Genomic DNA, 14,673 nt, shown 5'->3' with positions numbered 1-14,673 from the left:
TGGATTGAATTATGGCAAAGATAAAAACCACTTTTTATTGTCAAAATTGTGGCACTCAACATTCCAAATGGCAGGGACAATGTTCTGCCTGTAAAGAGTGGAATACGCTTGTAGAAGAAGTAATTCAAACCCCCGATAAAAAAGGTTGGAAATCACCTACTGTTAGGGAAGCAAAAAGGGTTTCAAAACCTTTAAAAATTGCAGAGATCGAAGTTTCTTTAGAAACAAGATTGGATACCAATAATGCAGAACTAAACAGAGTTCTAGGAGGCGGAATTGTGCCGGGATCGCTAATCCTGTTAGGGGGAGAACCTGGGATTGGAAAAAGCACTTTATTGTTGCAAATTTCACTTCATTTAAGCCATAAAACCTTATATGTTTCCGGAGAAGAAAGTCAGCAGCAAATTAAAATGCGGGCATCACGCATAAATTCTAATCCTGCAAATTGCTATATTCTTACGGAAACTAAAACCCAGAATATTTTTAAACAAATTGAAGCTTTAAAGCCAGAAATTGTAATTGTAGATTCCATCCAAACCTTACATAGCGATTATATTGAAAGCTCGCCCGGAAGCATTTCTCAGGTTAGAGAATGTACTGCAGAGCTAATAAAGTTTGCAAAAGAAACCGGTGTTCCTGTAATTTTAATTGGACACATAACTAAGGAGGGAAGCATCGCTGGCCCAAAAGTTTTAGAGCACATGGTGGATACCGTTTTACAGTTTGAAGGCGATAGAAATCATGTATACCGGATTTTAAGAGCCAATAAGAACAGGTTTGGATCTACGCACGAGCTAGGAATCTACGAAATGTTGGGAAGCGGATTAAGAGAAGTCTCCAACCCCTCTGAAATATTGATCTCTAAGAATGATGAAGGCTTAAGCGGTACCGCAATTTCTTCAACTTTAGAAGGCGCACGGCCTTTGATGATCGAAATTCAAGCCTTGGTAAGCTCTGCGGTTTATGGAACACCACAGCGCTCTACAACCGGCTATAATGCCAAGAGATTAAATATGCTTTTGGCTGTCCTAGAAAAACGTGCCGGATTTAGGTTGGGAGCAAAAGATGTCTTCTTAAATGTAACCGGAGGAATTAGTGTTGATGACCCCGCAATAGATCTAGCTGTTATTGCCGCAATCCTTTCTTCTAACGAAGATATTGCAATTTCTAAAGACATTTGTTTTGCAGCCGAAATTGGACTGGCAGGAGAGATTAGACCGGTTACCAGAGCTGAACAACGAATTACTGAAGCTGAAAAATTAGGTTTTTCAACAATCATGATCTCCTCACAAACCAAGCTTCCAAAATCAAATTATATGATTAAAATTCAGAAAGTTGCTAAAATTGAAGATGTAGTGAGTTTTTTGTTTGGGTAAACTGGCATAATTACTGTGTTTCACAACTAAAAAAATCAAGGCGATGCACAGTAGAATTTTATGGTTTTTATTTCTCATTTTAATTCTAGAAAGCTGCTCTAATATCAATAAAGCTAAAGATTTAATTACCAAACCTACTGCGCGAGAAGTATATAAAAGAGATTTGCAGGTTAATGATAAATTATTTGCCCTTTGGAAAACAGAAAAAGACAAATCGATAACAAATGATAGCATTTTCATCAATTTGCCTTACCGAGAATCTGGTAAATTTTTCCCTAAAAGTTTTTCGGTTTATTCCTACTTAGTAGAACTTCATCGGGGAGATTTACTTTCAGTGAAAATTCAACAGGATTCAACTTCCTCCCTTACTTTTATAGATGTTTTCTCCATGGAGAGTTCAGGCTATCAAAATATGAAAAGTTCTGGTTTTGGAGAGCAATCCCTTAAATTGGAAATCGAAGAAGACAATCTTTACAAAATTGTGGTTCAACCTGAAATTGACGCTAGTTCATTTTTTAATATCGAAATAAAAAGGTCCCCCTTATATCTTTTCCCGGTTGCAGGGGGCAGAAATTCGGATACTCAAAGCTTTTGGGGGGCACAGCGAGATGGCGGAAAAAGATCGCACGAAGGCATAGATATTTTCGCGAAACGCGGTACTCCTGTTATTGCTAGCGTAGATGGAAGAATTACCTCCAGTGGCGAAAAAGGTTTGGGAGGAAAACAAGTATGGTTACGCGATCCCAAGCGAGGACAGTCCCTATATTATGCACATTTAGACAGTATTGCACCTATTAACAAATATCAAGTGAACTCCGGGGATACAATAGGTTTTGTGGGAAATACGGGAAATGCCAGAACTACTGCGCCGCACTTACATTTTGGTATATATCGGGGATATCGTGGAGCGATTAATCCATATCATTTTATTAAAAAGAGCGATTTCAAACCCGCCGGAAAAAATTCTTTCTTTCCTGTGAATCAATTGGCAATAATTAAAACTACAGCAAACTTACGCAACAATAATTCGGTAAAAAATTCTGAAATTACACAAAAACTTTCTGCAGGAGATACAGTTCAGGTTTTGGGAAAAACAGATGATTGGTACCATATTAAAGCCTCCAATTCCAAGATGTCATCATTTCTTCATTCCTCTTTAGCAACACCTTTAGATTAAGGAGCAGGATTAGGAATTGCCTCATGAACGGCATTGATCTCCTGAACTATTTTGTCTGAAAGCGCTATATCTACACTTCCAATATTTTCTTTTAATTGCTCTAGCGATGTAGCACCAATAATATTACTGGTTACAAACGGCTGCATATTCACAAATGCCAATGCCATTTGTGCCGGTTTCATTTGATGATCATTAGCAATACTTACATACTTTTCAATCGCTTTCACCGCTTGAGGGTTTCCATATCGGTTATATTGAGGAAATAAATTCAACCTTCCGTTTGCATTCTTATCTTTTAAATATTTCCCGCTAAGCGAGCCCATCCCTAAAGGAGAATAAGGAAACAAACCAACATCTTCTCGATGATAAATTTCAGTAAGACCTATTTCATCTTTTCTATTTAGCAAACTATATGGATTTTGAACCGTACTTATTTTAGGAGTACCGTTTCGAGCTTCTTCCAAGCAACGCATCACTCCATATGGAGATTCATTTGACAGTCCAATTTTTCTAATTTTCCCTTCCTTAATGAATTCATTTAAACTGAAAAGAATTTCCTTGAAATTATCCTCCCATTCTTCAGATGGATCGTTCTCAAATCCACGCTTTCCGAAGAAATTAGAATTTCGTTCCGGCCAATGCAATTGGTAGAGGTCTATATAATCTGTCTGTAATCTTTTAAAACTTTTTGTGAGTGCATCATTCAATGCAGCCTTAGAAAAGCCTAAATTAGGTCTAATATGAGCCATCGCCCTCCCCGGACCAGCTATCTTAGTTGCTAAAACTACCTTATCTCTATTTCCAGTTTTTTTAAACCAACTTCCTATAATTTTCTCCGTACTTCCCTGAGTGTCCTTATTTGCAGGAACCGAATACATTTCGGCCGTATCTATAAAATTAACTCCTTGATCTAATGCATAGTCCAGTTGAGCATGGCCTTCAGCTTCTGTGTTCTGTTGTCCCCACGTCATAGAACCTAAACAGATTTTACTTACTTTAATATCGGAATTTGGAAGCGTAGTGTATTTCATTATAAGTGTATAAAATTTTTAGAAGAAGATTAAAATTTTAGTTTGCGTAGATAGATTCAATTTCCAACAACACCGGGCAATGGTCACTATGCATTGCGTCCGGAAGGATTACTGCCCTTTTAAGCTTTGTCTCCATAGAGTTAGAAACCAAATTGTAATCTATACGCCAGCCTTTATTATTTCCACGCGCTCCTGCTCTATAACTCCACCATGAATATTGATCTGTTGCTTCTTTATTAAAGTAGCGAAAAGTATCTATAAAACCGCTTTTCATAAACCCATCTATCCACTTCCTTTCTACAGGCAGAAATCCGGAAGTATTTTTCAATCTAACGGGATCGTGAATATCGATAGCTTCGTGACAAATATTATAATCGCCGCAAATAATTAAATTAGGAATTTGAGTCTTCAGAATATCCACATAACGCTGAAAATCTGCCATGAATTGAAGTTTGAACTCTAATCTATTTATGTTTGTTCCTGAAGGGAGATAAAGACTCATCACAGAGAAATTCTCAAAGTCTACACGAATATTCCGGCCTTCAAAATCCATATAATCTATCCCGGTTCCATATTCTATATGTTTAGGCTCATGCTTGCTCAAAATTGCTACACCACTATAGCCTTTTTTTTGAGCGGGATACCAATAATTGTATTTATAACCAGTATCTTCAAAAATGCTAAGGTCTAATTGATCTGGAGAAGCTTTTATTTCCTGCAAACAAACAACATCTGGATTAGCTGCAGACAGCCATTCTATAACCCCTTTTCTGATAGCTGCTCTAATTCCATTTACATTGTAGGATATAATTTTCATAATTTTTAATATTTCTTAAAAAACAATCAATAGCAAATGCCATCAATTATTTTGAAGATAGATTTCATCTTATTTTAATGTTGATTAATCCGCGAATTATTTAACCAAGAATCTTTTCACAACTCCTACATCCCGAGTTCCTATTCTTAATAAATAAGCACCGGACGCAGCGTAAGACATATCGATTTCATATAAATAGCCTTGACCATTTACATTGTCCACTTGATTTTCGATCATTTTTTGTCCTAATAAATTATGAACCGTTATTCGCAATGGCTGATCGAATGGAGTTTCTAAGAACACTCTGTAAATACCTTCATTCGCATCTGGATTTTGTTCCACGATCTGAAGATTTGCTTCATTCAATAAAAAATCATCGATATTTAAAGTTGAATCTGTAATTCTAACAGTATAATCGTGTGTAGTTCCAAAATCCATCACACTACACGGGTTATTTAGATCCCCACCAAAAGAAGTATCACCCGCTCGAACCCTTAACAAATGCTGGCCTAATGGAGCATCATTTGGCAAGATAAACTCATATGAAAAAGCAGTATTGGCTGCAGGAATATTTTGAGCAGAAATTACAATTTCAGAATCATCGAAAGTTCCGTTATCATTAAGGTCTATCCACATAGAAAATTTCTCATCCTGAGGATTGTCGAAAAGTGTTTTTACTGTAACTGTATAAGTGCCAACGGAACGATCTAAATCTGTAGAGAACCCAATAAAATCGGCATATCCATTTGTACAAGGAATACGTTCATTTAAAATATCGCCAAGTTCAAAATAAGATAATCCGTCTCCGAAACTCGCACAGTCTGATCCCACCGGAATACAATTTAAATTGGCTACAGACTTTGTTTTGGAATTATTAGTATTGTCTTGATCTCCTACCAAATTAGTTTCTGCGAATAGCCTATAACGACCAGATGCCGAAAGATTTGCAGTTTGCGAAAAGGTATAAACAGCATTTTCTCCAACAGGAATTGTTCCGGGAAAAACTTCATTTATTTTTTGATTATTCTCTATTCTGTAAGCAACAGGTATATTTGATTGTGGTTCTCCTCCAAAATTTTCAATAGTAATTGTAACATCTTCCGATGCAGTTAAATTTAAACCGGTTACCGGAGAATCAATAGAAGTAACTCCTACATCTTTTGCAAATAAATTCTTAACATTTATGGTAAACGAATCGTTATTTTCATTCTCATCGATATCTAAATTGGTAGTCACAACAAACGTATATGTTTGTCCAATAATCCCAAGGTTAGCGTTTGTTGAAAATGTAAAATCTACAGAGCTAGTTCCCGGAATCGTACCGGTAAAAGTTTCAGTGACTACCGGCCCACCGTCTACAGAATAACTAACTGGAATATTTGATTGAGAAGTAAGTCCATAATTCCTAATGGTAACGGTAACAATTTCTGAAGAAGTTAAGGTGGCATTTGTAGGCCTTACCAAAGCCACAATTCCAACATCGTTGGTGAAATCCGGAGCAAGCTTAAAAACACCTACTCTGTTTTTTCTATCGGGACTGTCAAAATATTCTCCGTTATGCCAGAAAGTTAAGTCGTCTGCCGGATCTACTGTAAGATGCGCGTAATCTCCATATCTGGAAGATGGATCGGCACTAATTCCATTCACAATAACTTCTTCCTTTAAGGTCATTATGCCTTTGGGATCATTGTTATACCTTCCTGTGTATCTAATCGAAGGAAAAATAGGAGTTTCAGGGCTGTCGTCTAACACTGTAAAACCTAAGCCTATATTACCTTGAGCATCCATACCTATACTACCGGAATATCGATCGCTTTTATCTGGTGCATATGTTCCTTCCTGAAAAACTGTCCAAAGACCACCGTTGGTAGGCTGCCTTAGCTCGTACCATCTAATTCCTGCATGCTCGGCTGCCGTTGCGTCTATATCTACAACAAAATTGAGCACCGCTGCATTATAGGTAGGGAAGCGCCTATACTGCGTCATGTACATCATTGTCGCCTGTAAGGCATCCAAATCTGGCGTCTCTCCAGGTTGTGCCAAATTAGAAAATGCACCTCCATCGAAAGTCGCGATAAATGGAGTTACTCCATTGCCTGTTCCCAATTCCTGAGACTCAGCAATAGTTGAGCTTCCCGGTGAATTCCAATCTATATTGATATTCCAGAATTTTAAATGATCCTCCGAAACTCCGGCCCAAGCATCATCTTGTAAGAATATGATCGGAGAATTCCCTCTCGGCGGAAGTTCTCCTCCCATTGCATGAAAACCTGCCGGACTGTAAAAACCATTTGTTCTTACACCCGGTAAAGGAAATGAAACCACTTTAGCACTTTCCCCAACCAACATTTTATCACGTTCAAAAACGTAAACCACTTGACTTGTACTTGCGGTATTTGAATTCTTATTCGTTGTCACATAATATCCATCACTCCAAACAGAAATTTTCGGATAATCTGGTAAAGCTCCATTTGTTGAAAATCTATACGTATTCCAGCCTCCATTAACTGGATCTGATGTTTGCGAAACCGCTACTAAAAATCCCTCTGGAGTATCACTAAACTGAGTGATCAAAAAACGATCTGCAAATTCATCGTATAAAATGATGGGATCTCCTAAATTTTCGTTGGTAAATTCCCCTCCAATACTGGAAAGTGAAGCCGGAGGAACAATTTGATTTCCGCTTTTGTCGAATATCGAAAAAGCAGAGTTCCATCCATTTACATAGTGATTTGGACCCGCAGCACCTGTGGGATCTGATGGTGTAGATCTTGTTACTGCCGCATCAAAAGTGAAAAGGGGTGCTTTTCCCGGTAATTCTCCCATTTTAGACTGCAACGCAGCATCTTGGGTTTTTGGCAAACCCTTACCGGGTACCACTTTATTAATCCCTCTATTTCTAGGATTCACCAACTTATATTCTGTAGAAGGTGCTTTCATTTTTCTGGTGGAAATCGCAGTAACCGGAATTGCAACAGAAGAATCTATATACACAGGTCCCGATGTTTCTCTTGTTTGTGCAGTAATTTGTATAGAAAAGAAAAGGAAGAACAGTGCTAAGTATAGTATATTTTTGATCATATTATAGTTCAAGGAGAGCATCTATTTTATTAAAGCCTTAAAAATAATCAATTATAAAATAAAAGAGGCAATTAAATATATTAATTGCCTCTTAATTATATGTGAAAATTAGCCTCAGATTATGCTCCCATCCAATGCTTAAAATCTATTTCTTTTTTTATAAGTTTCGGTAATTCAGAGATCGCAACCCGCTTTTGTTCCATACTATCCCTGTATCTTATAGTTACAGAATTATCCTGTAAAGAATCATGATCTACAGTAATACATAAAGGAGTTCCTGCTGCATCTTGCCTTCTATACCTTCTTCCAATTGCGTCTTTTTCGTCGTATTGAACTTTAAAATCCCATTTTAGATCATCGATGATTTTTTGAGCCAATTCCGGTAGACCATCTTTCTTAACTAGAGGTAAAATAGCCGCTTTTGTGGGCGCTAAAATTGCCGGTAATTTCAAGACTGTTCTGGAAGAACCATCCTCTAAAGTTTCATCTTTTAAAGATGAAGAAAGAACCGCTAAGAACATTCTGTCTAATCCTATTGAGGTTTCTATTACGTAAGGCACATAATTCTCATTAATTTCCGGATCGAAAAACCTAAGCTTTTTACCAGAAAATTCTTCATGTGCTTTTAAATCGAAATCTGTTCTGGAGTGAATTCCTTCTAATTCTTTAAATCCGAATGGAAAATCAAATTCAATATCGGCGGCGGCATTGGCGTAATGTGCCAATTTCTCATGATCGTGAAATCTATAATTTTCTTCTCCTAAGTTTAAAGAATGATGCCATTTTATACGCTGCTCTTTCCAGTGCTCATACCATTTCATCTCATCTCCAGGGCGCACAAAAAATTGCATTTCCATTTGTTCAAATTCACGCATTCTAAAGATGAATTGTCGCGCAACGATCTCATTTCTGAAAGCTTTTCCTATTTGAGCAATTCCAAAAGGAATTTTCATCCTTCCTGTTTTTTGAACATTCGCGAAATTCACAAAAATCCCTTGGGCAGTTTCCGGCCTCAAATAAAGATCTGTAGAGGAATCTGCTGAAGCACCCATCTTGGTTCCAAACATCAAATTGAATTGACGCACTTCTGTCCAATTTCTAGAACCGGTATCCGGATCGGCAATTTCTAACTCTTCAATTAAAGCTTTTACATCTTCAAGATCTTCTTTTGTAAGCGAACTAGCCAAACGCTCTAAAATCTGTTTTTTATCAGATAAATATCTAACAACCCTAGGATTTGTAGTTATAAACTCTTCCTCATTAAAAGCGTCTCCAAAACGTTTTTTAGCCTTAGTAATTTCTTTCAGCGCTTTTATATTCAATTTTTCGGCATAATCTTCCACCAGAACATCTGCACGGTATCTTTTTTTAGAGTCTTTATTATCTATTAAAGGATCTGTAAAGGCATCTACGTGACCGGAAGCTTTCCATGTTTTTGGATGCATCAAGATCGCAGAGTCTATTCCAACGATGTTCTGATGCAACTGCACCATACTTTTCCACCAGTATTCTTTAATATTTTTTTTAAGTTCAGCTCCATTCTGACCGTAGTCATAAACTGCACTCAAGCCATCGTATATCTCACTAGATGCGAATATATATCCATACTCTTTAGCATGGGAAATCACATTTTTAAATAAATCTTCTTGTTTTGCCATAGCGCAAAAATAAAAAAACCGCCTTGATAAAGCTCAAGGCGGTTTATGAATTTTGTTATTTTATTAATTTAGGTTGAAAGTTGAAGTTCCAATAAGTTGTGGGCCTTCATACACATATACTTTATAAGCGCCTTCCAGCAATTTATCTCCTTGAGTTTTAGAAAGGATACATACGTCCAATTCTTCATTTTCATAGAACACTGTTGAAGTTGCGCTGTACATCATAACTCCACCATCGTGTTTTACCGCAATTTGATCTCCTACCAATTCGTTTTCCGGGTTGTACACCTGCACATACATTGTTTTTTCTCCGGATGGAGCAAGCTCATTAGAACTAATTGTGAAGCAAGTTCTAATTTGATCTATTCTACGAGTTTTATCGTTCTCCACCAGTTTCCCACTATTTCGAACGATAACACCTTCCCCTTTAAGAGATGTGATTTTTAATTGCGAAGCCTTATCTACTTTTGTGGAAAGACTCTGATTGTTCACTTGTAAAGAATCTGATAGACGAACTTTTTGAGCTAGTACTGTATTTGTACTATCTATAGTCATTGCCATCATTCTATTTTGATTGCTTAAACTATCTACAACTCTAAAAAGTCTGTCTTTCTCACTTTTTAAAGCTCCAATTTCTCTTCTGTATCTAGAAATCAAAACTAGGTTAGCTTCAGAATCTTTAACCGAATCTAATAATCTGGAAATACGCTCTCTCGCATTTACCATATCTTGATCCATTACTTCGTTGGTCTCGATAGCCTCATCGTATTTTACAATCAGGTCATTAAGCTCATCTTCAATAACACTTTTTTCTTTTAGAAGTATCGCCTTATTTTCCTTTTCTTCATTATAAAATTTAACCGTATAAATACCTAGTGCCACTAGAGCAACGGCCAAAATACCGGTTAAAATCTTTAGGGCGGTATTGCTTTTTGTTTCGGTCATCATAAATGTGATTTAGTTCGTAAATTATTGGTTTAATTAGCGAAATTACAATACATTAACTAATGTTTCAAGATTTAATCAATTTATTTTATCCGAATATCTGCCAGATATGCGATACCGAATTGCATAAAAATCAAAATATTATCTGCACTAATTGTGTAAATGAACTTCCCGTTACCAATTTTCATCTTGATAACGAGAATCCTGTTAAAAAAGTATTTTACGGGAGACTTCCCATACATAATGCAACTTCGCTTCTAATTTTCAAAAAGAAAGGCAGTGTACAAAAATTAATTCATCGCTTAAAATATAGAGGACACCGGGAAATTGGCACTTATTTAGGGGCATGGCTGGGTGCAGAACTTGCTTTTACAGATTCTTATAAAGATATAGACCTTGTAATTCCAGTGCCGCTTCATAAAAAGAAACTTCGCTCCAGAGGTTTTAATCAGGTAGAGGAGTTTGGGAAGGAGATCGCAAAGGCAATGAATATCCAGTATGTAGATGATGTTCTTCTGAAAAAATCCTTCTCTTCCACTCAAACCCTAAAAACCAGAATTGCTAGATGGGGAAATATCGAGGAGAGCTTTGTCTTGGTTAATCCCGAAAAAATTAAAAACAAGCACATCTTACTTGTAGACGATCTAATTACTACCGGCGCTACACTAGAAGCTTGTGCCGATGCGATCTTAGAAGCTGAAAATGTAAAAATAAGCATCGCTACTATGGCGTTTACCGCGTGACAAAAACAAAAAATAATTGTTTCTTTGTTTAAAATTTCGGTTTAGATGAAAAAATATTTTTCAGGATTATTGCTGATGCTTCTTTCGCTCATATTTATACAATGTGCAAAAAAAGGAACACCACAAGGCGGAGAATTGGATACCGAACCTCCAAAGTTTTTAAGAGCAACACCGGAAAATTATTCAACCCAATTCAACAAAGAGGAAATCAGGATCTATTTTGATGAGTTTATAAAGCTGGATGATGCCCAAAAACAAATTATTATTTCCCCTCCAATGCCAAATAAGCCTACAATTACACCTTTAGGCTCTCCAAGCAAATACATAAAGATTAAGCTAAACGATACTTTAAGGAAAAACACCACGTATGCTATTAATTTTGGAAAAAGTGTTGTAGACAATAATGAAGGAAATCCTTTGCCTTATTTTAAATATGTGTTTTCTACTGGAGATTTTATAGATTCCCTATCGGTTTCCGGGACGGTTAGCGATGCGCTATTAAAAGAAGCAGACCCATTTATATCCGTAATGCTCTATGATGCCGATGAAACGTATAATGATTCTTTAGTTTTTACTTCTGCGCCAAGATACATAACCAACACCTTGGACAGTTTAAGAACTTTTGAGCTTAGCAACATACAAGAAGGAACTTATCATTTAATTGCCGTTAGAGATCTAAACAACGATTATATATATACTCCCGGGAAAGAAAAAATAGCGTTTTTAAAGGAGACCATTACAGTTCCTGCAGATACCTCGTATAATTTACAATTATTTAAAGAGGAACTGGCTTTTAAGACTGAAAGGCCTAAGCAAGTTGCTAAGCAAAAAATCCTAGTTGGATATAAAGGAAAAACAGATTTAGATAGTATTTCTATTGAACCCTTAACAACAGTTCCATCAGATTTTGAATATCGCTTTACAAAGGTCGTAGATAAAGACAGTTTACATTTATGGTACAAGCCTACGGTAGCGACAGATAGCCTGCGCTTTAAGTTTAATTCTAAAAATGATACCACTAGTTTAATTGCGAGAATTTCAGACATGAAAGCGGATTCTCTGGTAATTACCACGGAGCCTTCCGGAAATATCGAGTTCAATAAAAATTTCATCATTAAGGGATCTACTCCACTTGTTTCAAAGGATGATTCATTAATAAAGATCTTGGACAAAGATTCTGTTGATGTTCCGTTTACTTCAGAATTAAAACTTTTGGAAAACCGCCTTCAGCTTAATTTCAATAAATATGAGAATGATACCTATCGCATAAAAATTCTTCCAGGTGCTATTACAGATTTCTTTAATGCGACAAACGATACAATTTCTAAAACTCTGAAGACAAAAACATTGTCAGATTACGGGAATATTCGTTTGAGTTTACAAAATGTAAGAAGCTACCCGATTATCGTTCAACTAACAGATGAGAAAGGGGTTATTAAGGCAGAAAAAAAATCTGAAGACCAAAGTAATATCGCTTTTGAATTGATTCCTCCCGGCGAATATCTTATTAGAGTAATCTATGATTCCAATGCTAATGGCAAATGGGATACGGGTAATTTTTTATTGAAAAGTAATCCGGAAGAGATTATTTATTTCCCAGATTTATTAGAGGTAAGACCAAATTGGGATATCAACCAGACGTTTATTCTAAAGTAAATTTATCGCGATCCTGTAAGAATTTTAGCTTTTTACGCGTTTCTATAAGATGCTTTTTATCTAGTGTAACAACTTTGGTGAATTCTGCTTCAGTTTCTTGATCGAACAAAGCCTTACCAAGACTATCATATACTGCAGAATGTCCTGTATATTCATATTTGTTACCATCCAAACCAGTTCTATTAACACCTACACAAAAAGCCATGTTTTCTATAGCTCTGGCTTGCAATAGCACATCCCACGCATGAATTCTAGTCTTTGGCCAATTGGCTACATAAATTAAAAGATCATAATCTACTGTGTTCCTTGCCCACACCGGAAATCTAAGATCGTAACACACAAGCGGGCATATCTTCCATCCTTTATATTCTACAATCAAACGCTCTGTGCCCGCAGTATACGTCTCATGCTCTTTAGCTAACGTAAAGGTGTGGTGTTTATCATACTTTTCGAAGGTTTTATCCGGGAATACAAAATAAAGTCTGTTGAAATATTTGTTGTTTTCTTTAACGATGACACTCCCTGTAACAGCGGCATTTTTTTTCGTTTGCCATACGCTGCATCCATTTTAAAGTAGGTCCATTTTTAGATTCGGCTAACTTTTCAGCGTTCATGGAAAAGCCCGTGCTAAACATTTCAGGAAGAATAAACAGATCTACCTCAGCATTCACCGCTTCTATTTTCTCCTCGAATTGCTTCAGATTTTTTTTGATATTCTCCCAAGCAAGGTCTGCTTGTAGTAAGGCTATATTTAAATTTTCCATGTCTAGTAAAATTATAAAAAATAAAAAGACGGCTATTAAATACGTGTTAAAAGGTTGGAAGGAAATGAGAATATAAATAGCTTTATTCCCAAATTGAAATACTTATGAACCTAGATTCTTTTTTGCAGAAAGATACATATATGTCTAACACTTCCCGTGGACTTATTTCGGGATTTGTTGGAGGATTAGCTGGAACAGCCGTAAAATCGTTAATAGAACATTTTCTTCCTGTAAGGAAGATCGAGCAGAAATCTGCACAATTAAAAATCGTGGATGAATTATCTACCAAAATCACAGGAACTCCTGTAAGTGTGGAAAATGAAGCATTAGCGGAGCAACTTGTAAATTTTCCTTTTGGAGCAAGTATTGGAGCTGCCTACGGGTATGGAAAAAAAGATAAAGATATAATGAATCTAGCCGATGGAGTTATCTTTGGAGCCACTACTTGGGTTTCCACTCACGAAACATCTTTACCATTGGTTGGGTTAGAATCTAAACCCACAGATATTCCTATTAAAATGCAGGCAAATGAGCTTTTTGCACATGTAGCCTTTGGGATTACTACAGAATTTGTGCGAAGTTTTATTAATGAGCGAATGAAACGCTCACAGCGTAAAATGAATTAAACAAAAAAATCCCGAAGTAAAACTTTGGGATTTTTTATATAAAGTGTATGAATTTACTTCACACTTGCTTTTAAATATTCTCTATTCATTCTTGCGATGTTCTCTAAAGAAATTCCCTTAGGACATTCAATCTCGCAAGCTCCGGTATTGGAACAGTTTCCAAAACCTTCTTTATCCATTTGCTCCACCATTGCAAGAACTCGTCTATCTGCTTCCACTTCCCCTTGAGGTAACAGCGCAAACTGACTTACTTTTGCTGAAGTGAATAACATTGCACTCGCATTCTTACACGCTGCAACACAAGCTCCACAACCAATACAAGTTGCTGCATTAAAGGAGTCATCGGCATTTTCTTTTTCAATAGGAATAGAATTCGCATCGATGGTGTTTCCTGAAGTATTTACAGAAATATACCCATAAGCCTGCTGAATTCTATCGAAAGCCGTACGGTCTACAATTAAATCCTTTATTACAGGAAATGCTTTTGCTCTAAAAGGCTCAATTACAATCGTGTCTCCATCCTTAAAGGTACGCATGTGTAACTGGCAGGTTGTAATCAACTTATCCGGCCCATGTGGTTCACCATTAATTTGCAATGAACAAGATCCACAAATACCTTCACGACAATCGTGATCGAATTCTACCGGTTGCTCACCTTTATTAACTAAATCTTCATTTAGCACATCTAACATTTCAAGAAAAGACATATCGCCGTCTATTCCATCAATGATATAATCTACCATTTTCCCTTTAGTCTCGGCATTTTCTTGACGCCATATTTTTAATGTAAGCTTCATAA

At 36.6% G+C, this 14,673-nt stretch carries 11 protein-coding genes and 1 pseudogene; 5 read left to right on the top strand and 7 right to left on the bottom strand.

The genetic code is table 11. The features are described from left to right. The first annotated feature begins 11 nt into the window (after positions 1–11). Together radA and ON07_RS01185 are read left to right on the top strand one after the other, a co-directional pair. Positions 12–1,376 (top strand): DNA repair protein RadA, encoded by a 1,365-nt coding sequence (radA, locus tag ON07_RS01190; protein ID WP_010227525.1) that lies wholly within the window; start codon positions 12–14, stop codon positions 1,374–1,376. A gap of 43 nt (positions 1,377–1,419) precedes the next feature. Next, positions 1,420–2,553, top strand: a complete 1,134-nt coding sequence (locus ON07_RS01185; RefSeq protein ID WP_010227523.1) for a M23 family metallopeptidase — start codon at positions 1,420–1,422, stop codon at positions 2,551–2,553. On the opposite strand, the gene ON07_RS01180 is transcribed toward ON07_RS01185, so the two are convergent. From ON07_RS01180 to ON07_RS01160, 5 genes are all read right to left on the bottom strand, one after another. Continuing rightward, positions 2,550–3,584, bottom strand: coding sequence for an aldo/keto reductase (locus ON07_RS01180; RefSeq protein ID WP_010227521.1), 1,035 nt, complete (start codon positions 3,582–3,584; stop codon positions 2,550–2,552). The genes ON07_RS01185 and ON07_RS01180 overlap by 4 nt on opposite strands. Before the next feature lie 37 nt (positions 3,585–3,621). Further along, a complete protein-coding gene (locus ON07_RS01175; protein ID WP_010227519.1) occupies positions 3,622–4,401 on the bottom strand; it encodes an exodeoxyribonuclease III in 780 nt (259 codons plus the stop codon). A gap of 96 nt (positions 4,402–4,497) precedes the next feature. After that, on the bottom strand, positions 4,498–7,482 hold the full coding sequence (locus ON07_RS01170; protein ID WP_010227516.1) for a GEVED domain-containing protein: 2,985 nt from the start codon (positions 7,480–7,482) through the stop codon (positions 4,498–4,500). Positions 7,483–7,601: 119 nt separating this feature from the next. Continuing rightward, positions 7,602–9,140, bottom strand: coding sequence for a glycine--tRNA ligase (locus ON07_RS01165; RefSeq protein WP_010227515.1), 1,539 nt, complete (start codon positions 9,138–9,140; stop codon positions 7,602–7,604). Positions 9,141–9,203: 63 nt separating this feature from the next. Continuing rightward, complete coding sequence (locus ON07_RS01160; protein WP_155807109.1) at positions 9,204–10,088, bottom strand: hypothetical protein; 885 nt, start codon at positions 10,086–10,088, stop codon at positions 9,204–9,206. A gap of 59 nt (positions 10,089–10,147) precedes the next feature. On the opposite strand from ON07_RS01160, the gene ON07_RS01155 reads away from it, so the two are divergent. Together ON07_RS01155 and ON07_RS01150 are read left to right on the top strand one after the other, a co-directional pair. After that, entirely contained in the window at positions 10,148–10,828 is a 681-nt protein-coding gene (locus ON07_RS01155) for a ComF family protein (protein ID WP_010227510.1), read from the top strand. Positions 10,829–10,873: 45 nt separating this feature from the next. Continuing rightward, positions 10,874–12,484, top strand: a complete 1,611-nt coding sequence (locus tag ON07_RS01150) for an Ig-like domain-containing protein (protein ID WP_010227508.1) — start codon at positions 10,874–10,876, stop codon at positions 12,482–12,484. On the opposite strand, the pseudogene ON07_RS14085 reads toward ON07_RS01150, so the two are convergent. Continuing rightward, positions 12,471–13,248: pseudogene (locus tag ON07_RS14085) on the bottom strand (amidohydrolase). The gene ON07_RS01150 and the pseudogene ON07_RS14085 overlap by 14 nt on opposite strands. A gap of 140 nt (positions 13,249–13,388) precedes the next feature. On the opposite strand from ON07_RS14085, the gene ON07_RS01140 reads away from it, so the two are divergent. Beyond that, positions 13,389–13,874, top strand: a complete 486-nt coding sequence (locus ON07_RS01140) for a DUF1440 domain-containing protein (protein WP_237708814.1) — start codon at positions 13,389–13,391, stop codon at positions 13,872–13,874. Between the two features lie 53 nt (positions 13,875–13,927). On the opposite strand, the gene ON07_RS01135 is transcribed toward ON07_RS01140, so the two are convergent. Continuing rightward, positions 13,928–14,671: a succinate dehydrogenase/fumarate reductase iron-sulfur subunit gene (locus ON07_RS01135; protein WP_010227502.1), complete on the bottom strand. Its 744-nt coding sequence runs from the start codon at positions 14,669–14,671 to the stop codon at positions 13,928–13,930. Between the last annotated feature and the right edge of the window lie 2 nt (positions 14,672–14,673).

It is taken from the genome of Gillisia marina (assembly GCF_000258765.1).
Taxonomy (GTDB): Bacteria; Bacteroidota; Bacteroidia; order Flavobacteriales; family Flavobacteriaceae; genus Gillisia; species Gillisia marina.
This window is presented reverse-complemented; position numbering and strand designations above follow the sequence as displayed.

What these genes read in the sequence shown, in the direction of transcription:
- radA (WP_010227525.1), top strand. Translation starts at nt 12, where the DNA reads ATGGCAAAGATAAAAACCACTTTTTATTGTCAAAATTGTGGCACTCAA.
- ON07_RS01185 (WP_010227523.1), top strand. Translation starts at nt 1,420, where the DNA reads ATGCACAGTAGAATTTTATGGTTTTTATTTCTCATTTTAATTCTAGAA.
- ON07_RS01180 (WP_010227521.1), bottom strand. Translation starts at nt 3,584, where the DNA reads ATGAAATACACTACGCTTCCAAATTCCGATATTAAAGTAAGTAAAATC.
- ON07_RS01175 (WP_010227519.1), bottom strand. Translation starts at nt 4,401, where the DNA reads ATGAAAATTATATCCTACAATGTAAATGGAATTAGAGCAGCTATCAGA.
- ON07_RS01170 (WP_010227516.1), bottom strand. Translation starts at nt 7,482, where the DNA reads ATGATCAAAAATATACTATACTTAGCACTGTTCTTCCTTTTCTTTTCT.
- ON07_RS01165 (WP_010227515.1), bottom strand. Translation starts at nt 9,140, where the DNA reads ATGGCAAAACAAGAAGATTTATTTAAAAATGTGATTTCCCATGCTAAA.
- ON07_RS01160 (WP_155807109.1), bottom strand. Translation starts at nt 10,088, where the DNA reads ATGATGACCGAAACAAAAAGCAATACCGCCCTAAAGATTTTAACCGGT.
- ON07_RS01155 (WP_010227510.1), top strand. Translation starts at nt 10,148, where the DNA reads ATGTTTCAAGATTTAATCAATTTATTTTATCCGAATATCTGCCAGATA.
- ON07_RS01150 (WP_010227508.1), top strand. Translation starts at nt 10,874, where the DNA reads ATGAAAAAATATTTTTCAGGATTATTGCTGATGCTTCTTTCGCTCATA.
- ON07_RS01140 (WP_237708814.1), top strand. Translation starts at nt 13,389, where the DNA reads ATGTCTAACACTTCCCGTGGACTTATTTCGGGATTTGTTGGAGGATTA.
- ON07_RS01135 (WP_010227502.1), bottom strand. Translation starts at nt 14,671, where the DNA reads ATGAAGCTTACATTAAAAATATGGCGTCAAGAAAATGCCGAGACTAAA.